Consider the following 20,124-nt stretch of genomic DNA (forward strand, 5'->3'; position numbering starts at 1 on the left):
TTTATGGGCTGGGAAGACATAGCAGTTGAAGCCGAAGCAATGGATTGTGCGGCCCCTCAACGCGCTAACCTTAGAGACTTGATCAATGCCGCCGACGCGCTGAACGCGCCCCAATCGATCACAGTCAATCCCTACGACGGCGGCATATCTCTCCATTGGATTGGCTGCGACTTCGAGATCGCGATCTACGATGATCATTATGAAAGCTATCGCTTCAGCAATGGAGAAACAGCAATCCGTCACTGGCCTCATGCGCCCGGCGACCCGGTTGAGGCGGTGCTCCTTGAGCAGATTGGTGGAGCAGGACCGACTGCTTCTCCTTCATAAGCGTCCATTAGCGGACGGTCTCAAAGCCACCCAATGTCGGTCATTCGCCAGTGCTGCCCGGCTTTCAAAGGAACTACGATGCGACTGGTGCCTCCGGTGCCGCAAGCGCCGCCGCCGGTTGCGAGGCAGGCTTGCGTCGCACGCCGCTCAACCCTGCCGGACCTTCTTCCCCGGCCGCGCCCGGCGCGGGGGAGGCGATCGGCTGTGGCGTGCGGCGCATGCACTGCGGCTTGGGCTGCGGAAAGTCTGCGCAGTTCCACAGCGCGCGTTCCAGGTTGCGGGGCCGGTCGCGCAGGTAGCTGAACGACATTGACGTCAGCTGCTGGGGCGACAGCGTGCCCTTGGCACTCGCCGGAACCTGCCGCGGGTCGGTCCAGCCCATGAACTTGCAATAGGGGCGCTCGCCGCAGGCACGATCCGCGAGGATCGGGAAGCTCGCCGCATCCTTGGCATCGACATGGATCAGGAAGGTGTTGGGTTCGTCCGCAGATGGCTTCAGCGCCGAAGCCGGCAGCGCCATCGCCTTTTGCATCGCCAGCGCCTGAGTCTCCGCCGCCAGCACCTCCGGCAGCTTGTGCGCGTCGAAGTGCGCCGCAAGCTGGGCCACGCGCGGCTCGCTGCCGGTGGCGGCGAAGCGGAACGCGGGCGGGGTTCCCCACCAGCCGGTCCAGCGGAAGAACAGATGCGTGTGCACCGCCAAGATCTTGTCGAGGCTGGAGCTCCAGTACGGCACCACCCAGTCGGTGTGATAATGGGTGGCATGGCCGACGGGCCTGTAGACCGCGCCCGCCAGCGCCGCGTCCGCGACCTTGCGCGCGCGGTCCCAGAAGGGGTCGGAATACCAGCGCGCCAGCGCCCCGTCGCAGGTGAAGGTGAACTGGCAGCCGGTGGCCCGCTCCGAGCCTTGGAACACCACCCCGCACACCGTCTTCGGGAAAGCCGGATGGCGGACGCGGTTCAGCACCACCTGGGCGACCGCCTTCTGCCCCTCCGGATCGTCGCCCGCCTCGTAGAGCACGGCGGCGGCGAGGCAGTCGCTCGCCCGCGCCCGGTCCTCGTCCGGGCCACCGAAACGGAAGGGGCGGGCGGCGGGGTTGGGGCCGGCATGGAACGGGATGCCGGCGTTGAACGCCCGCGCCTCGTCCGCCGTCATGTCCTGGAACTCGATCGGCTCCACGGCCGGCAGTTCGGCGGGGGGCAGCACGCGCCGCGGTGCCGCATGCCGCATCGCGCGGCTGGCCTGGGGCGGCATCGGCGGCGCGTGGGTCACTGCCCATGCCGGCACCAGCACCGCCGCCAGCGCCACGGCCGCCAGCACTCCGTCGAGCACGTGCGAGCCCGTGCCCAGCGGCGCCGCGCGCACGCCTGAGGAATCAGGCGCACGCGCGCCGCGGGACACCAGCATGTGGATCGCTCAGCTTTCCGGCAGGAAGTCCGGAACCGACAGGTAGCGCTCGCCCGTGTCGTAGTTGAAGCCCAGCACCCGCGCCCCGTCCGGCAGGTCGGGCAGCTTCTGCAGGATCGCCGCGAGCGTCGCGCCGGACGAGATGCCGACCAGCATGCCTTCCTCGGCTGCCGAACGGCGCGCCATGTCCTTGGCGACGGCTGCGTCCACCTTGATCACGCCGTCGATCGCCTGGGTGTGGAGGTTGGCCGGGATGAAGCCCGCGCCGATGCCCTGGATCGGGTGCGGCCCCGGCTGCCCGCCGGAGATCACCGGCGAAAGCTCCGGCTCCACCGCATAGACCTTCAGCTGCGGCCACTGCTTCTTGAGCGTCTCGGCAACGCCGGTGATGTGCCCGCCGGTGCCGACGCCGGTGATCAGCACGTCGATCGGCGTGTCGGCGAAGTCCTCCAGGATTTCCTGCGCCGTGGTGCGGACATGCACGTCGACGTTGGCGGGGTTCTCGAACTGCTGCGGGATCCAGGCACCCGGCGTCTGCTCGGCCAGTTCCTGCGCGCGCTCGATCGCGCCCTTCATGCCCTTCTCGCGCGGGGTGAGGTCGAAGCTCGCGCCATAGGCCAGCATCAGCCGGCGGCGCTCGATCGACATGCTTTCGGGCATCACCAGGACCAGCTTGTAGCCCTTGACCGCCGCGACCATCGCCAGGCCGACGCCGGTGTTGCCGCTGGTCGGCTCGATGATGGTGCCGCCGGGCTGCAGGTCGCCCGAGGCTTCCGCCGCCTCGATCATCGCAAGCGCGATGCGGTCCTTGATCGATCCGCCGGGGTTCGAGCGCTCGGACTTGATCCACACCTCGGCGTCTCCGAACAGCCGCTGGATCCGGACGTGCGGCGTGTTGCCGATCGTCTCCAGGATGGTGTTGGCCTTCATTCTGCCTTCTCCTTGACGGGTGTGAATTCCAGCGTCGCGGGCGCCTCGAACGTGCGCGCCCGGCGAAGCTCCGGAAAGATGCGTGCCCACAGTGCCGTCACCAATATCGCACCGATGCCGCCTGCCACAACCGCCGCCACGGGGCCGATCGCCGCCGCCAGGAAGCCGGATTCCGCCTCGCCCAGTTCGTTCGAGCCGGAGATGAACAGCGTGGACACGGCGCCCACCCGGCCGCGCATGTCGTCGGGGGTGTAGAGCTGAATCAGCGACTGGCGCACATAGACGGACACCATGTCGGCGGCGCCCAGCACGAACAGCGCCGTCAGCGCCAGCAGCACCGCCGGTGCGCTGTCATGCCCGACGGCCGACTTTCCGAGCAGCGGCAGCAGCGCCGGGGCGCTGAGGCCGAAGGCCACCGTCGCCCCGCCGAACACCGCCACCGCCGCCAGCATCTTCACGCCGACATTGGTCCGGAGCGGCCGCCACGAGAACCACAGCGCCACCGCAATCGCGCCGACCGCGGGGGCTGCCCGCAGGTGGCCGAGGCCATCGGCGCCCACCTTCAGGATGTCGCGCGCATAGACGGGCAGCATGGCCGTCGCGCCGCCCAGCAGCACCGCGAACAGGTCCAGCGAGATCGCCCCCAGCACCAGGCGGTTCTGGCGCACATAGGACAGGCCCTCCAGCATCTGGCGGAACGGGTTGGCAGTGCCGCGCACCGAGTTGTGCGGCACCCGCCCGATCAGCGACAGCATCAGGAAGGAGAAGCTGAACAGCGCCCCGGACACGGCATAGGGCAGCCAGTGGCTCGCGGCGTAGAGATAGCCGCCCATCGTCGGTCCCAGCACCGTGCCCGCCTGCCACGAGACCGAGCTCATCGCGATCGCGGTCGGCAGGATGGCCTTGGGCACCAGATTGGGGGCAAGCGCCTGGAGCGACGGCCCGGCAAATGCGCGCGCCACGCCCAGCAGCGCCGCCACGAAGAACAGCAGCCCTAGCGTCACATGCTCATGGTAGCTCGCGACCGCCAGGGTGATGGCGCATCCCGCCTCGATGGCGACCGAACCGCGCGCGATCCAGCGGCGGTCGACCCGATCGGCGACCCAGCCGGCGACCAGCGAGAGGACGAGCAGCGGCAGGAACTGCGCAATGCCGATCAGCCCGAGGTAGAAGGCGGCTTCCTTCACGTCCATCGTCCGTCGGGCGAGGTCATAGACCTGCCAGCCGATGACGATCACCATCGACATTTGGGCGAGGGTGGTGGACAGCCGGGCCAGGAAATAGGCGCGGAAATTGTGGATTGCGAACGGGTGCTGGACGGCGGCCATGTTCAGGGCTCTATGCGGGGGCGGCGCCATCGGCAATCACGCTTTGCAGGCTGCTTGCGATGCCACGGGCGGGGGCGCGCGGCGGCATGCCGCCGCGCGCCGGGGATCAGACGATGGTGCCGCCGTGGGTCGCCGCCACCGGATCGCCAAGGAACGCGAGCAGGTCGTCGGTCAGCCGGTCCTGATCGGTCGCGAACAGGCCGTGGGGGGCCCCGTCATATTCGATCAGCGTGGCGCCGGGGATCGCCGCGGCGGCCGCCCGGCCGGTGGCGTCGATCGGCACCGTGTCGTCCGACGTGCCGTGGATCACGAGCGTCGGCATGGTGAACGCGGCGAGGTCCGGCCGGAAGTCGGTGAAGGCGAACGCCTCGGCACAGGCGAGCGTGGGCTTGAGCCCCGCCTGCTGCGTCAGGTTCCACGCCCAGTGCAGCCGCTCCTCGCTCACCGGGCTGGTGATGAAGCCGACGCCGAAGAACTGGTCCAGGAAGTTCGCCATGAACTTCGGCCGGTCCGCCTCGATCTGCTGGCTGATGTCCTCCAGCTGCGCGCGCGGCACCCCATGGGGGTTGTCGTCGGTCTGGAGCATGTAGGGCACGACGGACCCGACCAGTACCGCCTTTGCCACGCCCTTGCCGCCATGGCGCGACAGGTAGCGCGCGACCTCGCCGCCACCCATCGAGAAGCCGACCAGTGTCGCGCCCGAGGTGACGCCACACGCCTCCATCACGTCGGCCAGGTCGTCCGACAGCGTGTCATAGTCGTAGCCGGACCACGACTGTTCCGACCGGCCGAAGCCGCGACGATCATAGGCGATCACGCGATAGCCGGCGTTGGCGAGCGCGAATGCCTGCGGGTCCCAACTGTTCGAGGACAAAGGCCAGCCGTGGATCAGCACGACCGCGGGTCCGCTGCCCCAGTCCTTCACATACAGCTTGGTACCGTCGCGGGTCTCGACAGTCGGCATCGGCAACTCCTTGTGCGGGGAAGCGGGCGGCCGGCGAAGGACTGCCGGCAGGGAAGCGGCGGCGGTCAGCCGAGGGTGACGTCGGCAACCTTGTCGGCGTAATCGGCCTTGGGGTCGACCCCCAGCAGGATCTTGATGCCGGCGAACAGGCTCGATTCGTCCAGCCAGATCTTCGCATGCTCGGCATCGAGCCGGATCAACTCCAGCTTGGGATCATCCTTGCCGCCTTCGTACCAGGCGGCGGCGAACCGGTTCCACAGCCGGTCGATCATGGCGCGATCCTGCTCCACGACCAGGTTGCCGTGGATGCTTGCGAACACCTCGTGGTTCTTCGAGGCAAAGTGGGCGGTGGCGCGGGTGCCCTCGCGCATCTCCTTCACCAGCGTGTTGTCCTTGGTGGTGAAGAACCAGATCGGCCCGTGCTCCGCGCCGTCCAGCGTCTGGCCCGTCATCGGCTGGGCGTGGCCGTCGCCGACGCCGTCGATCCCCAGCATCAGCGTGCGATCGGATTTCAGCGCCTTCCAGAAGCGGGTCTGGATTTCCTGGGGCGTCGGCATGCGGCTCTCCTGCAGTTCGCCGCGCCAACGGGCGGAACGCCAAGGTGGTTCCGGTGGGGAGCCGGGACGCGCGTCCCGGCTCCGGCATGGGTCAGAGCGTGCAGCGGCGGGTCACGCCACGGCGCACCGTGTAACTGTCGGTGCGGCTGTTGTAGCTGCGGTAGCGCTGCTGGCAGGCGCGGACGTGGCGGTACCAGTCGTTCTGGCGGCCGCGATAGGCGGCGGTCGGCGCACCGGGGCGCGCACCCCAGCCGTTGTTCCAATTGCCATAGCTGTTGCCGCGCGTGGTCGTGGTCGTGCGGGTGACCGTCCGGACGGTCGTGCGGCTCTGCTGGTGCTGGCCCTGGGCGTGGGGTGCGGGATCGTGTCGCGCCTGTGCGGAGGCAGCGGGGGCGATCATGACCAGGACGGCGCCAAGCGCGCCTGCGAGCAACTTCTGCATGGACTTCATACTCCTTCGGTCCGCCGATACACTGGCGGCGGGGGCAGAACCCCTAGCCGAAGGAATGTTTCCCGCAGATGAGCAAGAGCGGCGGGCGCGTCAGACAGGCATCTCGACGGCCCGGAAACTAAACCGGCAAGCCCACGTTGTTTGGCCGTAACGAAAAAGGATCAAACGATGAAGCGAGGCTGTTTGCTGTGGGTGCTGGGCGTGCCGCTCCCGGTGGTGCTGATCCTCTACTTCCTGTTCTTCCGCTAAGCGCCGGCCGCCGCTTGGCCTTCGGCGCAAGCGGCGCCCGCCGCGGCTAGGGCTGCACGCAGAACTCCACGTCCGTCACATAGATACGCTCGACGCACTGCTCCGCCGCCCAGGCGAGCCCCGCGTCCTCGGCGGCCTCGCGCGTCTCGAACGGCGGCAGGCCGATCAGCGCCACCGACTGCACCTCGTCCCCGTCGCCGCAGGCGACCAGCGCCGCGCCAGACAGGTCATACCGGCCGTCCGAAAGCGCGACGATGCTGATGCAGTCGACGTCGCCCGGCGCCACCTCTCCGCTCGGCAATCGGATGATTTCCATGGCTCACCTCCTCTTGATGGAGCCGCAACGCGCCAAGGCCGGAAAACGGTGCACCGGCGCCGTTAGACCGGGGTCGGCGCGGGCCCCACGCGCTGTTCGGGAAGCGGCGCCGTCCTCAGTTGCCCATAGCGCGGCTCGAAGATCGCGTGCCGGGCGGCCCAGGCACCCGCGCGCGCGCCCGCGGTCCATTGAACCGCAAGCGGCGAGAGCAGCAGCCCCAGCGTGACGGGCAGCAGCCACAGCGCCGTCACCGGCATCAGTGGCGACAGGAGCAGCAGCACCACCCCGAACCCCAGGTGCCAGCGATAGCGCGGCAGGATGTCGCGCATGGCGAGGCCGTCGCGCTGCCGGCTCTGCGGGTCCCAGGCGGACCGTTTGCCCGCGGCGATGCCAACCAGGTCGATCGTCTGCGTCAGCGCGATCGCCGGGGCGACCAGCATCGAGAGCGGCACGTCCAGCAGCACCGACCGGCCGATCGTCCGCCACCCGCCCAGCGCCTCGCGGCGCTCGCGGTCAGCCGTCGCCCAGATGACGCTCAGCAGCTTGGGTCCGAACAGCAGCAGCAGCGTCACCGCCAGCACCACAGCCGAGGTGCCCCGGTTCATCAGGCTCGGCTCGCCCACCAGCGCCTGGACGATGCTGGTCAGGATCAAGAGCAGCCAGAGCGGCGAGGCGAGATAGGCGGATGCCCCCAGCAACAGCTGCAACCGGTTGATCCAGTGAAACCCGGAGGCGCCGAGCAGCCGCAGGTGCTGGATGTTGCCCTGCGCCCAGCGCCGGTCGCGGACGGCGGCATCGATGAGCGTCGGCGGGTATTCCTCGAAGGTCGCATCCGTCAGCACCATGTGCACGCGCCAGCCGCGCCGCCGCAGCAGCGCTGCCTCCACCATGTCGTGGCTCATGATGGTGCCGCCGAACGGCGGTCCGCCGGGAAGCTCGGGCAGGCCGCAGCAGGCGGCGAACGCCTCGACGCGGATCAGCGCATTGTGGCCCCAGAAGGTCGCCTCCGACCCGGACCACCACACCAGCCCGGCGGTGGAGATCGGGCCGTAGAGGTGGCTCGCGAACTGCATCCAGCGCTGGAACAGCGTGGTCGCGCCGATCACCATCGGCACCGTCTGGAGCAGTGCCACCGCCGGCCGCCGGTCGAGCACCTGCGCCATGCCGATGATCGTGTCGCCGCCCATCAGGCTGTCGGCGTCCAGCATCAGCATATAGTCGTAGGCGCCGCCGAACCGCCGGATCCATTCGGCGACGTTGCCCGGCTTGCGCCCGATGTTCTGCGTCCGCCGGCGATAATAGAGCGCGCAGTCGAGCTGCTGCGCCAGCGCCCGCCACGCCGCGACTTCCTCCGCCTCCGCCTCGGGCGCGGAATCGCTCAGGATGAAGAAGTCGAAGTGCTTGGCCATGCCGCCCTGGGCGATCGCCTCGGCCATCTGGGCGATGCGCCCATAGACCGCCGCCACGTCCTCGTTGTGGACCGGCATCAGGATGGCGGTGCGGCCCTTAAGCGGTGCCGACCAGCGCGGCGTGGGCATGAAGCCGGGACGCAGGCCGGTGATCAGCAGCAGGAAGCCGATCGACGCATTGATGAACCCGAACGAGATCAGCGCGAACAGCGGGAAGAAGATCACCAGCAGCAGCGCGTCGGTGACACTCCAGCCATCTGCGACCAGCGACTCCTTGAGCGCGGTCGAGGCGGCGGTCGCCAGCATCGCGGTGAGCAGCACCAGCAGCACGCGCCTGGCGAGCAGGTCGCCGCCGTCCTCGCTGGGACCCGACCAGGGTTCGGGAATCCGGCGCGGGGGCGGCGGCCCGTCGAACTGCTGGACCGGCATGTCGATGGGGGCCTCTGCCGGGAGGCGAGCCGGCTGCTTCACCCGTTGAACACCGGAAACAACAGCGTTTCGCTGAGCGCACGGTTGCCCCGCTTCAGGAACAGCCGCACGTCGGCCGGACCACTGCCCTCGGGCGCGATGTCGGCGGTGATCCGCCAGCGGTTCTTCTGCCCGACCACGGGATAAGCGGCGCTGGCGATCAGCTTGCCGCGCGCGACGTCGATCGCGGGCGAGACCCCGCTCGACCGGTCGAGACCGGCAAGGCCCGTGCCCTCGAAGTCCACGACGAGCTTGCGCGCGCCCTTGGTCGGTGCGTCTCCGGGCCGACCGGCGACGCCGGTCCAGCTGTCGACCACATGCGCGGTCGCCTGGGACAGCGTCGGATCGTCCGATCCCCAGCGCAGGCCATAGTCGAACTGCAATCGCTGGCCCGCCTTGGGTGCCTCTGCCGGCACCCAGAAGGAGACGATGTTGTCGACCGTCTCGGCCGCGGTCGGAAAGGCGAACAGCACCACGTTGCCGCGGCCCCATTGCCCGCGCGGCTCGACCCACAAATTGGGCCGGCGATCATAAAAGGCGCCGTCGTCCTGATAATGGTCGAAGTCGCGGTCGCGCTGGAGCAGGCCGAAGCCGCGCGGGTTCTCGTCGGCGAAGCTGTCGAGGGTTTCGTGCGGCGGATTGACGAGCGGGCGCCAGATGCGCTCGCCGCGTCCCGTCAGCAGGGCGAGACCATCGGAATCGTGGATCTCCGGGCGCCAGTCGACGGCCGCGCCGCGGTTGCCCTCGCCATACCAGAACATGCTGGTGGCGGGCGCGATGCCCAGCCGTTCGACGTCGCGGCGCAGGTGCAGCACCGCCGACACGTCCTGCTGCACGCCGTTCTGGTGGCGGCTGGCGATGCGATAGGCGCCGGTCACGCTGGCGCCGTCCATCAGCGCATAGACGGTATAGGCGTCCGCACCAGTGCGCTCGATCCAGAACTCGGTGAAGTCGGGGAATTCCTCGCGCCCCGGAATGCCGGTGTTGATCGCGATCCCGCGTGCCGACAAGCCATATTGGTCCTGCGACCCGGCCGTGCGGAAATAGGAAGCGCCCTGGAATGCCATCCAGTCGCTCTCCTTGCCCAGCACCATCGCGCGGAAGCCGGCGATGCCGAGCGGCGGCGCATGGCCGGACACCGCCTGGAACAGGTCGCGCGAGAAGGGGACGGCGTGCGCCTGGCCGTTCTCGACGATATTGATCTTCACCGGGGTCGGCGCATAGCGGCCGAGCGGGAACAGGCGGATGCCGCCCGCCAGCGTCTCTTCCGGCCGATAGCGGATCGAACCTACCGCGTCATAGTCGATCGCCGCGGCCGCCGCGACGCGCTCGGGCGCGCGATAGGGCTGGCGCGCGAGGGTCGCGGCGCGCTCCTGCAGTGCCTCCCAGGAAAAGGGCTGGGCCGGGCTCTGCGTCTTGCGCGCCATGGCGGCAAACGGGCCGCCGAAAAGAGCTGCCAGGCCGGCAGTGGCGACGATCTCTCGTCGGGTCGGGTATCGCATGCGGGCTCCAAGCCGTGATCGGGCAATTTGTTGCAGCGCAACAGATGCCTGAACGCAAGGGCACGCCTTTCGGTTCAAATCCCCAACGCGGCCGGCCGTGCAGAGAAGCGGAGCGACAGCAAGGCCGCTTCCGCCACGCCCACTCAGCCGATCGTCACGAAGCTGTCGAGCACGCGCTTGCGCCCGCCGGTCTCGAAATCGATCTCCAGCTTGTTGCCCTCGATCGCGGCGATCGTGCCGTATCCGAACTTCTGGTGAAACACGCGCAGGCCCAGGCTCACGTCGCTGCGGCCCTTGTTGCCCAGGCTCACCGCACTCGCGCGGCTTTCGATCACACGGGGGGCGTCGCGGGTGAAGGTCGAGCCGCTGCTCGCCGCCCGCTGCCAGCCCGGCCCGCGTCCGGTGCCGCGGCTGACGTCCGCGAACGGATCGGCCCGCTCGGACCAGTTCGCGCGCCACAGGCTCTCGCCGCCAGCCATCGTCGTCTCGGCGTCGATATGCTCGGCCGGCAGCTCGCCGACGAAGCGGCTGGGGAGCGAGGAGGTCCACTGCCCATAGATACGGCGATTGGCGGCGTGCAGGATCACCGCCAGCCGGCGCGCGCGCGTGATCGCGACATAAGCGAGGCGGCGTTCCTCCTCCAGGCTGGCGAGCCCGCCCTCATCCAGCGAGCGCTGCGAGGGAAACAGGCCTTCCTCCCAGCCGGCGAGGAACACCGTGTCGAACTCCAGCCCCTTAGCGGCGTGGATCGTCATGATGGTGACCTGCGGCTCCTGGGTGGCGCCTTCATTGTCCATCACCAGGCTGACATGCTCCAGGAACGCGCCCAGGCTGTCGTATTCCTCCATCGCGCGGACGAGCTCGTTGAGGTTCTCCAGGCGCCCGGCGGCCTCGGCCGACTTCTCCGCCTGCCACATCGCCGTATAGCCGCTCTCGTCGAGCAGTTGGCGGGCGAGTTCCGGATGGGGCAGGTCGCGCGCCATGTCGCGCCAGCGGGCGATGTCGCCGACCAGCCGGCCGAGCGACTTGCGCGCCGCCCCGGTCAACTCGTCGGTGTCGAGGATGCGCGCCGCTGCCGTCATCAGCGGGCTGCCGGTCGCGCGCGCATAGCGGTGCACGGTCGCCACCGCCTTGTCGCCGAGGCCCCGCTTGGGCACGTTGACGATGCGCTCGAACGCCAGGTCGTCGGCGGGCTGATTGACGACGCGCAGGTAGGCGATGGCGTCGCGGATCTCCATCCGCTCGTAGAAGCGCTGGCCGCCGACGATGCGATAGGGAAGGCCGATGGCGATGAACCGGTCCTCGAACTCGCGGGTCTGGTGCTGCGCGCGCACCAGGATCGCCATCTCGTCATAGGACTTGCCCGCGCGGCGGCACGCCTCCATCTCCTCGCCGACGCGCCGCGCCTCCTCGGGGCCATCCCAGACGCCGATCACGCGCACCTTCTCGCCCGCGTCGAGCTCGGTCCACAGCTGCTTGCCCAGCCGGCCGCTGTTGTTGGCGATCACGCCGCCGGCCGCACCCAGGATGTGCGGGGTGGAGCGGTAGTTCTGCTCCAGCCGGATCACCTTGGCGCCGGGGAAGTCGCGCTCGAAGCGCAGGATGTTCTCCACCTGCGCGCCGCGCCAGGAATAGATCGACTGGTCGTCGTCGCCCACGCAGCAGATATTCTTCCGCTCCTGCGCCAGCAGCCGCAGCCACAGATACTGGACCGAGTTGGTGTCCTGATACTCGTCCACCATGATGTAGCGGAAGCGCTGCTGATAGTGTTCCAGCACATCGCGATGGGTGCGCAGGATGGTCAGCACGTGCAGCAGCAGGTCGCCGAAGTCGCAGGCGTTCACCGCCTTGAGGCGATCCTGATACTGCTGGTACAGCTCGCCGCCGCGACCGTTGGCGAAGCGCTCGCTCTCGCCCGCGTCCACGTCGGCGGGCGTCATCCCCTTGTTCTTCCAGCTGTCGATCACGCCGGCGAGCTGGCGGGCAGGGAAGCGCTTCTCGTCCAGGTTGGCCGCCACGATCAGCTGCTTCATCAACCGCAGCTGGTCGTCGGTATCGAGGATGGTGAAGTTCGACTGCAGCCCCACCAGCTCAGCATGGCGGCGCAGCATCTTCGCGCCAATCGCATGGAAGGTGCCGAGCCACGGCATGCCCTCCACCGCGTCGCCGACCAGCCGCCCGACGCGCTCGCGCATCTCGCGCGCGGCCTTGTTGGTGAAGGTGACCGACAGGATTTCCGACGGCCACGCCTTGCGCGTGTACAGCAGGTGCGCCAGCCGCGCCGTCAGCGCCGCGGTCTTGCCCGTGCCTGCGCCCGCCAGCACCAGCACCGGGCCCTCGCTCGTCAGCACGGCTTCGCGCTGCGGTTCGTTGAGGCCACGCAGGTACGGCGGGTCCTGGGGCGAGGGGGTCGTCTGCGGCACGTTCATGCGCGAACAGCTAGGGAACGAAGCCCGCCGGGGCAAGGCTTGAACCGTGCCGTAAACGTCGCGTCCCCGGCCGCCTGCGAATGGTGCGACAGACGCCCCGGCAGCTGCCGTATCCCTGCGCAGGCAGGAATCCAGGGCCAAGCAGATCAACGACCCGTGGCGCCCGAACCCCTGGGCTCCTGCCGTCGCAGGAGCACCACAGGGGAAGATACCAGATGGCTTTCTTCGCTTCTGATGACTGAGAAAGCGCAAGGATGCTGCTCCAGCGCCAGCTTCTTCGGCAACAAAGATGCGTGCGCAGGTTGACCTCCCGCAACTCCACCGCCAACCAGCCCGCATGACCGCCCACCGTTCCGCCGCCGCGCCAATCCCGGCCGCCGTTCTGCCCACAGCCGGCGGCCCCTCCAGCCGCCGCATCCTGCTCGCCAGCCTCGTCGGCACCTCGGTCGAGTTCTACGACTTCTACATCTACGCCACTGCCGCGGCGCTGGTGTTCCCGACCTTGTTCTTCCCGGCCGAGTCGGAATCGGCGCGGCTGATGCTGAGCTACGCCAGCCTCGGCCTCGCGTTCCTCGCCCGCCCGCTCGGCGCGGCACTGTTCGGCCACTTCGGCGACCGTATGGGCCGCAAGTCGACGCTGGTCGCCTCGCTGATGCTGATGGGCGGCTCGACGCTCGCGATCGCGTTTTTGCCTACCTACGGCCAGGTCGGCCTGCTCGCCCCGTTCCTGCTGTGCCTTCTGCGCTTCGCCCAGGGGCTCGGCCTTGGCGGCGAGTGGGGCGGAGCGGCGCTGCTTGCGGTGGAGAATGCGCCCAAGGGCTGGGCCGGCCGCTTCGGATCGGTGCCGCAGCTCGGCGCGCCGGTCGGCTTCCTCGCCGCCAATGGCCTGTTCCTGCTGCTCGGGCTCGGCCTGGACGAAGCCGCGTTCCGCAGCTGGGGCTGGCGCCTGCCGTTCCTCGCCAGCGCATTGCTGGTTGGCCTCGGCCTGTGGGTTCGCCTCAAGCTCACCGAGACCGCCGAGTTCCGCGCCGCCCTGGAGCACGAAACCCCCGCGTCGGTGCCGCTCGCCGAACTCTTCCGCAGCCATCTTCGCGGCACGCTCGCCGGCACGTTTGGCGCGGTGGCCTGCTTCGCGCTCTACTACATCGCCACCGCCTTCGCGCTTGGCCACGGCACCACGCGTCTCGGCTTCTCGCGCGACACCTTCCTGTCGATGCAGCTGTTCGCGATCCTGTTCATGGCCGCCGGCATCGCGCTCGCCGGCTGGTGGGCGGATCGCAGCACCACCGGCCGGGTGCTCGCCTTCGGCTGCGGGGGCGTGATCGTCGCCGGCCTGCTGATGCAGCCGCTGATGGGCGGCGGCACGATCGCCGCCGTCACTGCGTGGCTGGCGATCGCGCTGTTCGCGATGGGCTTCGTCTACGGGCCGCTCGGCGCCTGGCTGCCGGGCCTGTTCCCGCCGCGCGTGCGCTACACCGGCGCGTCGATGGCGTTCAACGTCGGCGGCGTGATCGGCGGCGCGGTGACGCCGATGGCGGCCGAGGCATTCGCCCAGGCGGGCGGGCTCACCCCGGTGGGGCTCTACCTCGCCGTCGCCGGGCTGTTCAGTCTTGCAGGTCTGTGGCTGGTTCCGCGCGGCGGAGCAAAGTGAGCTTCGCCTTGCCATAGACGCGCTCGGCATCGATCACGAAGCCGGGCGCATCGGCGTCCTCCGTGCGGCCGGTCTCGACGCTCACCCAGGTCGCCGGCCCGATCCAGCCGAGCCGCGCGAGCTTGTCGGCGGCCACCCAGCCGGCGCCGCTCGCATAGGGCGGATCCATCAGGATCAGGTCGAGCGGCGTGGCGGTCGGCCCCAGCGCCAGCACGGATTGCGCCCGCACCTGCGCGCCCTTGGCGCCGAGCTTCTCGACATTGGCGCGCAGTGCATCGAGCGCATGGCGGTCCTGCTCCACGAACAGGCACGACGCCGCGCCGCGCGACAACGCCTCTAGCCCCAGCGCGCCCGATCCTGCGAACAGGTCGGCGACCGCCAGCCCCTCAAAGCTGCCGACGCGGCTCGCCAGCATGGAGAACAGCGCCTCGCGCGTGCGATCCGCGGTCGGGCGGGTCGCTTCACCCTTGGGTGCGGCGATCGGACGCCCACGCCACTGGCCGGAAATGATGCGCATCAGCCGCGACCCTTGGGAGGACCGCCGGGCCGTCCACCCCGCGGCGGACGGGCGGGACCATCCCCCCGCGGCGGACGCGGTGCATCACCGCGCGGCGAGCGTGTAGCGTCACCACGCGGCGAACGCGGTCCCTCTCCGCGAGGAGCGCGCGGGCCATCGCCCCGCGGCGCACCCGCGCCATAGCCAGAGCGCGGCCCGTCGCCACGCGGCGGCCGCGCCCCCTCGGGGCGGGCCGTGCGTGGACCTTCGCCGCGGGGGCCGCGAGGGGCATCACCGCGGGGTGCGGCAGCGCCATAGTCCCCGGACCTCGGCTTCCCGAATGCACTGCGCGGTCCATCCGCGCGCTGCGGACGCTCGCCCCGCTGGGGACGCTCCGTCCGCTCGGGGCGTTCGCCACGCGGCGGACGCCGATCGTCGCGCGCCGGGCGTTCGCCACCAAAGGCTGCGGACAGCGTACGGCGGGGCTTGTCGCCACGTCCCGCCTCGGCAGGGCGCTCCGCCCGCTCGGCGGCCGGCTTGCGGCCGGTGCGGTCGGCAAATGCCGCTGCGCGCTGGCCACGCGGGCTGCGCGGCGCGCCGGCCTCGTCGCGGCGGCCGGCGAGACCGTCCTTGCGGCGCGGCCCGCGTTCGGCCGTGCGCTTGCCAAAGCCACTCCCGCGCGGCGCCTCGCCCGTGTCTTCGTCCGCGGGTCGGCTGCGGCGGAACGCCTGCGGGTGCGGCTGCACCTCGCGCGCGACCCGCTCGCCATAGGGGACCGGTGCGGGACGCGGACGCGCCGGCGCGGTGCGATCGCGCGACGGTTCGCGCCGCCACGCCTTCAGCGCGGCCGGATCGGCGCCTTCGGGTGCCGGCTTGCTGGTCGGCCGGTCCTTCAGCGTCTTGCGGAATGCGACCAGGTCGTGCTGGCGGATCTCGTCCACCGACGCGATCGGCATGTCTTCCAGATAGAAGGGGCCATAGCGGGTGCGGATCAGGCGAGAGACCTGGAGGCCGAGATATTCGAGCACACGCCGAACTTCGCGGTTCTTGCCCTCCGTCAGCGTCATTTCGACCCAGACGTTGGTGCCGGTGCGCCGTTCCATGTTGGCGTTGATCGGGCCGTAGCGGACGCCCTCGATCTCCACGCCCAGCATCAGGTCTTCCAGCTGCGCCTGGCTCACTTCGCCATAGGCGCGCGCGCGGTAGGTGCGCTCGACGCCCGTCGCCGGCAGCTCCAGCTGGCGCTTGAGCTCACCGTCCGTGGTCAGCAGCAGCAACCCCTCGGTATTCAAGTCGAGCCGCCCGACCGGCATCAGCCGCGGCAGGTCGCCGGGCATGCGATCATAGATCGTCTGGCGGCCATGCGGATCGCGCGCGGCGGTCAGCACGCCCGCGGGCTTGTGATAGCGGAACAGCCGGGTGGGGGCGGCGGCCTGCACCGGCTCACCATCCACGGTGATGCCGCGCAGCGAGGTGAGCAGCGTCGCCGGCGTCTCGATCGGCACGCCGTCGAGCGCGACGCGGCGCGCCTCGATCAGCCGTTCGACGTCGCGGCGCGAGGCAACCCCGGCGCGGGCGAGCAGCTTTGCGATTCGCTGCGGTTCATTGGTCTTGGACGTCGACACGATGGGGAAATGCTATCCTGTTACGCCTGCGCGACGAAATCGTGCGGCGGCGGTGATCGTTCGATCGGTTCGGGTGTTTCTACGCTATAGGGCAGACCCCGTAGAGAGGGAAGCGAGCGGCGGATGTTGTTTGGCAAGAAGAAGCGGCGGATCCAGCGCATCCTGGTGGTGGAGGATGAGCCGTTGGTCGCATTCGACGCCGAACATCTTCTGGCGGATTCGGGATTCGAGATCGTCGCCACTACCGATCTGGTGAGCGAAGGCCTCGCCGCGGTGAACAGTGACGCCCCGATCGACCTGGTGCTGGTGGACGTGTCGCTGAGCGACGGCAGCGGCATCGATGTCGCGCGCGCGGCCCGGCAGCGCGGCATCCCCGTGATGTTCGTGACGGGTGCCTGCCCGGAGGGGGCGCGCGAACTCGCGATCGGCTGTCTTGCCAAGCCTTATCCCCAGCGCGACCTGCTCGCCGCGATTGAGGCGCTGGAAACGCTGCTGGACGGCAAGGCCCCGCGCAAGCTGCCGAGCAGCTTCAGCCTCTTCGCGAAGCTCGCTTGAGCATGTTTGCCGGAGGGGTGACCGAACGATAGTCCCGACGTCCCGCGTGCTTGGTTGCTGTCCGTAAGACACGCGGGACGACGGGTGACGTTTCGAGGCTCCAGTCCGGACCCTCGCCGTCGGCCACGCTTCTATCACTCCCTGGAGATGAACCCCAGCCGAATGGGTAGGATTTGCGGCAGGCCGATTTGCGCCCCTTCAAAAGCGGCGGGAGCGCGTTAGGGTGCGCGCGGTTTGCTGCCGGGGCGGCGTTTCAAGGAAAGTGCAATGGTTGAGGTCGCCGGCGAGCGCAACGGGGGCAGGCGCCGCGTGGCAGCGATGGCGCCCTATGTGCGGCCAAAGCCGCTGGTCGCCTTCCTGCTCGGCATCGCCAGCGGCTTCCCGCTCACGCTGCTGCTCGGCACCATGGGCTTCTGGCTAGCGAAGGTCGGCATCGACAAGAAGACCATCGGCTTCGCGATCGGGCTCACCACGCCCTATACGCTCAAGTTCCTCTGGGCGCCGCTGATCGACCGGCTGCGCTTGCCGGTGCTCACGCGGCTGGTCGGGCAGCGCCGCGCCTGGCTGTTCTTCATCCAGGCGCTCCTGTTCGTATCCGTGTGGATGCTCGGCGCCAGCCAGCCGGAGCTCCACCTGGGGCTCTTCGCCTTCTGGGCGATCGTGACGGCCTTCCTGTCCGCGACCCAGGACATCGTCATCGACGCCTATCGCATCGAGATCCTCTCCGACGAGGAACTGCCCTTCGGCACCGCCAACAACCAGTTCGGCTATCGCATCGGCAACCTCATCGCCGGCGTCGGCACCATCGCCATCGCCTCACCGGAGGGGTGGGGCCTCGGCTGGGCGCTGGGGTATGGCCTGACCGCCTTCTGCGTCGTGCCGGCGATGCTGGGCGCCTTGTATGCCGGGCCGGGCCGCCACGATGCCACCGTCGCGCGCGAAGGATCGCACGGCCAGTGGCTGCGCGACACCGTCGTCGGGCCCTTTCGCGAGTTCCTCCGCCGCCGCGGCGCGGTGCTGATCCTGCTGTTCGTGCTCATCTACAAGCTCGGCGACGCGATGGGGCAGGCGATGCTCAACCCGATGATCGTCGAGCTCGGCTTCTCCGACACCGAGTTCATCGCGATCAACAAGGTGGTCGGCTTCTGGGGCCTGATCGTCGGCACCGCGCTTGCCGCGCCCTTCATGGCCTGGCTCGGCATGGGCCGGGCGCTGATCGCCTCGGGCGTGCTGATGATGCTGAGCAATCTGACCTTCGCGATCCTCGCCATGCACGGCCATTCCGTGACCTGGCTGACGATCGCCGTCGCAACCGAACAGGTGACGAGCGGCATCGGCCTGACGGTGTTCGTGACCTATCTCTCGGGTCTCTCGAACCTCGCCTACACCGCCACCCAGTTCGCGCTCCTGTCCTCCTTCGCCGCGGTTGGGCGGACGTGGCTCGCCGCACCCGCGGGGCTGGCCGCCGATGCGCTCGGCTGGGTCGGCTTCTGGCTGCTGACCATGGTGGTGGCGCTGCCGGGGCTGCTGCTGCTGGGCCTGTTGTGGCGGCGCGGTTTCGTCGTCCAGAACGTCCGCCAGCCCGGCACCGAGAAGGTGCCGGACGAGGCGCCCGCCGCCGCCTAGTCGAGCGGCCGCCCGCCGTCGCGGAACGCCAGCGAAAGCAGGTGGGCGGTCGCGATCAGCCCGCCTGCATGCCGTACGCCTAGGAGGTCGCGCAGCAGCAGCTCGGCCCGCTCGGGCTGCGTCTCGACGGAGCCGAGCACGTCGACCAGCGCTGCCTCTCCGGAGGTCATGCGCGGGCAGCAGCAGGGGGCGATCTGGATCGGGTTCGCGGAGGTCTTCGACACCTCCGCCATCAGCGCGCGGAGCAGCAGCAGGGGCCGTCGGAACTCACGGCCGAACGCGGTCATGTACGCGTGCGCAGCCGCCGCGTCGTGGAGCCCGTGTGCCCCCGTGCGGCGGATGCCATAGAGGAGCAGCAGCCGGTCTTCATGCGAGGGCCAGCCGTGCGGCAGCATCTCGGACAGGGAATGCAAAAGGGGCTGGGCGGTGGTCATGCGAGTCTCCTGCCGCGAGGGATGGCAGCAGGTTCGTACGACCTCTATTGCAAGTCAATATCAATAAGACGCATCAATCCGGCAGTTCGTCGTTCGCCTCCAGAACCGTGCCCGCCAGGTAGAGCGAGCCCAGCACCAGCACCACCGGCGGCTCCCCTGCGTCCGCCCGCCCGGCCACCATCCGTAGCGCCGTCGAAACCTCGCCGGCGACCGCGGTGCTCGTGATGCCCAGGCGGTGCGCCGTCTCGACCAGTTCGGCCGGGCTGTGATCCACGTGCCCAGGCACCGGCACTGCCGTCAGGCTCGCGACGAAGGGGGCGAAGGGCGCCAGCAGCCCCTCGACGTCCTTGTTGGCGAGCATCCCCAGCACCAGGTGGACCGGGCGGCCGTGCGCCACCCGCTCGATGGTGTCCGCCACTGCGTCGGCCGCCGCCGGGTTGTGCCCGCCGTCCAGCCACAGCTCGGACCCGGGGGGCAGCAGCGCGAGCAGCGGGCCCCGCGCCAGGCGCTGCATCCGCGCGGGCCAGCGCGCCTCCCGCGCTGCTGCGGCAAAGGCAGCGTCCGGAACGGCGATCCGCGTCTGGTGGCGCAGCGTGGCGATCGCCAGCGCCAGGTTCGCAGGCTGGTGCGGCCCGGCGAGCGCGGGGAGCGGCGTCACCAGCGTCCCCTTCGCGTCGCTGTAGCACAGCTCGCCGCTCTCGACCCGGAACGACCAGTCGCTGCCGCGGGGGAAGAGCGGCGCACCGGCTGCGCCCGCCACCGCTGCAACCGCCTCTGCCACGGTCGGCGGATAGGCCATGGTGATCAGCGGCACGCCGGGCTTCGCGATGCCAGCCTTCTCCCGCGCGATCGCCTCGGCGGTGTCGCCCAGGAACGCCTGGTGATCGATGCCCAGCTGCGCGATGGCCGTGGCGGCGGGGGCCGGGATCACGTTGGTTGCATCCAGCCGCCCGCCAAGCCCGACCTCGATGATGCAGGCGTCCGCGCGCGTGCGGGTGAAGGCGAGGAAGGCGACCGCCGTCGTCACCTCGAAGAAGCTCGCACCGATGTCCGCGCCCGCATCCAGCACCTCCGCCAGCAGCGCTGCCAGTTCCGCGTCGCCGATCAGGCGGCCGGCGACCCGGATGCGCTCGTTGAAGCGCACGAGATGCGGGCTGGTATAGACGTGGACGGTCTTGCCCGCCGCCTCCAGCGCCGCGCGCAGGAAGGCGCAGGTCGACCCCTTGCCGTTGGTGCCGGCGACATGGATCACCGGCGGCAGTGCCCGTTGCGGATCGCCCAGCCGCGCGAGCAGCCGCGTGATCCGGTCGAGCCCCAGCACGTCGGCCCCCGGGCCGAGTGCCATCAGGCGGTCGATCTGGAACTGTACGGCGGGATCGGCGGAACGGGCATGGTCGGGCAT

Annotated in this window: 18 protein-coding genes; 4 read left to right on the top strand and 14 right to left on the bottom strand. The window is 69.7% G+C overall.

The window, feature by feature from the left end; all coding sequences use genetic code 11:
• The first annotated feature begins 3 nt into the window (after window positions 1-3).
• Complete coding sequence (locus tag ABDZ92_RS15420) at window positions 4-327, top strand: hypothetical protein (RefSeq protein ID WP_125960116.1); 324 nt, start codon at window positions 4-6, stop codon at window positions 325-327.
• Between the two features lie 73 nt (window positions 328-400).
• Here the strand turns inward: ABDZ92_RS15420 and ABDZ92_RS15425 are convergent, their stop codons facing one another.
• The 10 genes from ABDZ92_RS15425 to ABDZ92_RS15470 all read right to left on the bottom strand — a co-directional run bounded on the left by ABDZ92_RS15425 (window position 401) and on the right by ABDZ92_RS15470 (window position 12,335).
• Complete coding sequence (locus tag ABDZ92_RS15425) at window positions 401-1,732, bottom strand: cell wall hydrolase (RefSeq protein WP_125960115.1); 1,332 nt, start codon at window positions 1,730-1,732, stop codon at window positions 401-403.
• 9 nt (window positions 1,733-1,741) lie between these two features.
• Window positions 1,742-2,662 carry a cysteine synthase A gene (gene cysK, locus ABDZ92_RS15430; RefSeq protein WP_125960114.1) on the bottom strand — a complete coding sequence of 307 codons (921 nt, stop codon included), beginning with the start codon at window positions 2,660-2,662 and terminating at the stop codon, window positions 1,742-1,744.
• Window positions 2,659-3,990 carry an MFS transporter gene (locus ABDZ92_RS15435; protein WP_125960113.1) on the bottom strand — a complete coding sequence of 444 codons (1,332 nt, stop codon included), beginning with the start codon at window positions 3,988-3,990 and terminating at the stop codon, window positions 2,659-2,661. The genes cysK and ABDZ92_RS15435 overlap by 4 nt, the downstream gene beginning before the upstream one ends.
• A 106-nt stretch (window positions 3,991-4,096) precedes the next feature.
• A complete protein-coding gene (locus ABDZ92_RS15440) occupies window positions 4,097-4,954 on the bottom strand; it encodes an alpha/beta fold hydrolase (RefSeq protein ID WP_125960112.1) in 858 nt (285 codons plus the stop codon).
• A gap of 65 nt (window positions 4,955-5,019) precedes the next feature.
• Window positions 5,020-5,511 (bottom strand): pyridoxamine 5'-phosphate oxidase family protein, encoded by a 492-nt coding sequence (locus ABDZ92_RS15445; protein ID WP_125960111.1) that lies wholly within the window; start codon window positions 5,509-5,511, stop codon window positions 5,020-5,022.
• A 91-nt stretch (window positions 5,512-5,602) separates the two neighbouring features.
• Entirely contained in the window at window positions 5,603-5,953 is a 351-nt protein-coding gene (locus ABDZ92_RS15450) for a BA14K family protein (protein WP_206432164.1), read from the bottom strand.
• Window positions 5,954-6,257: 304 nt separating this feature from the next.
• Window positions 6,258-6,527, bottom strand: coding sequence for a hypothetical protein (locus ABDZ92_RS15455; RefSeq protein ID WP_125960109.1), 270 nt, complete (start codon window positions 6,525-6,527; stop codon window positions 6,258-6,260).
• Window positions 6,528-6,589: 62 nt separating this feature from the next.
• Window positions 6,590-8,407 carry a glucans biosynthesis glucosyltransferase MdoH gene (gene mdoH, locus ABDZ92_RS15460; RefSeq protein ID WP_241211787.1) on the bottom strand — a complete coding sequence of 606 codons (1,818 nt, stop codon included), beginning with the start codon at window positions 8,405-8,407 and terminating at the stop codon, window positions 6,590-6,592.
• Complete coding sequence (locus ABDZ92_RS15465; RefSeq protein WP_125960108.1) at window positions 8,404-9,906, bottom strand: OpgD/OpgG family glucan biosynthesis protein; 1,503 nt, start codon at window positions 9,904-9,906, stop codon at window positions 8,404-8,406. The genes mdoH and ABDZ92_RS15465 overlap by 4 nt, the downstream gene beginning before the upstream one ends.
• Window positions 9,907-10,049: 143 nt before the next feature.
• Entirely contained in the window at window positions 10,050-12,335 is a 2,286-nt protein-coding gene (locus ABDZ92_RS15470; protein ID WP_125960107.1) for an ATP-dependent helicase, read from the bottom strand.
• A 337-nt stretch (window positions 12,336-12,672) separates the two neighbouring features.
• Between ABDZ92_RS15470 and ABDZ92_RS15475 the strand changes: the two genes are divergently transcribed.
• A complete protein-coding gene (locus ABDZ92_RS15475) occupies window positions 12,673-13,986 on the top strand; it encodes an MFS transporter (RefSeq protein WP_125960106.1) in 1,314 nt (437 codons plus the stop codon).
• On the opposite strand, the gene rsmD is transcribed toward ABDZ92_RS15475, so the two are convergent.
• Window positions 13,940-14,503 (bottom strand): 16S rRNA (guanine(966)-N(2))-methyltransferase RsmD, encoded by a 564-nt coding sequence (gene rsmD, locus ABDZ92_RS15480; protein WP_125960105.1) that lies wholly within the window; start codon window positions 14,501-14,503, stop codon window positions 13,940-13,942. The genes ABDZ92_RS15475 and rsmD overlap by 47 nt on opposite strands.
• On the bottom strand, window positions 14,503-16,107 hold the full coding sequence (locus ABDZ92_RS15485) for a pseudouridine synthase (protein ID WP_241211786.1): 1,605 nt from the start codon (window positions 16,105-16,107) through the stop codon (window positions 14,503-14,505). The genes rsmD and ABDZ92_RS15485 overlap by 1 nt, the downstream gene beginning before the upstream one ends.
• 123 nt (window positions 16,108-16,230) lie before the next feature.
• Between ABDZ92_RS15485 and ABDZ92_RS15490 the strand changes: the two genes are divergently transcribed.
• The gene (locus ABDZ92_RS15490) at window positions 16,231-16,662 is read left to right on the top strand and encodes a response regulator (RefSeq protein WP_125960103.1); all 432 of its coding nucleotides are present in this window, start codon (window positions 16,231-16,233) and stop codon (window positions 16,660-16,662) included.
• A gap of 267 nt (window positions 16,663-16,929) precedes the next feature.
• On the top strand, window positions 16,930-18,288 hold the full coding sequence (locus ABDZ92_RS15495; RefSeq protein ID WP_125960102.1) for an AmpG family muropeptide MFS transporter: 1,359 nt from the start codon (window positions 16,930-16,932) through the stop codon (window positions 18,286-18,288).
• Here the strand turns inward: ABDZ92_RS15495 and ABDZ92_RS15500 are convergent.
• On the bottom strand, window positions 18,285-18,722 hold the full coding sequence (locus ABDZ92_RS15500) for a DUF6628 family protein (protein WP_206432163.1): 438 nt from the start codon (window positions 18,720-18,722) through the stop codon (window positions 18,285-18,287). The two genes, ABDZ92_RS15495 and ABDZ92_RS15500, sit on opposite strands and share 4 nt — an antisense overlap.
• Window positions 18,723-18,795: 73 nt before the next feature.
• Entirely contained in the window at window positions 18,796-20,124 is a 1,329-nt protein-coding gene (locus ABDZ92_RS15505; RefSeq protein WP_125960101.1) for a bifunctional folylpolyglutamate synthase/dihydrofolate synthase, read from the bottom strand.

The organism is Sphingomonas molluscorum (genome assembly GCF_039522995.1).
In the GTDB taxonomy this organism is placed as follows: domain Bacteria; phylum Pseudomonadota; class Alphaproteobacteria; order Sphingomonadales; family Sphingomonadaceae; genus Sphingomonas; species Sphingomonas molluscorum.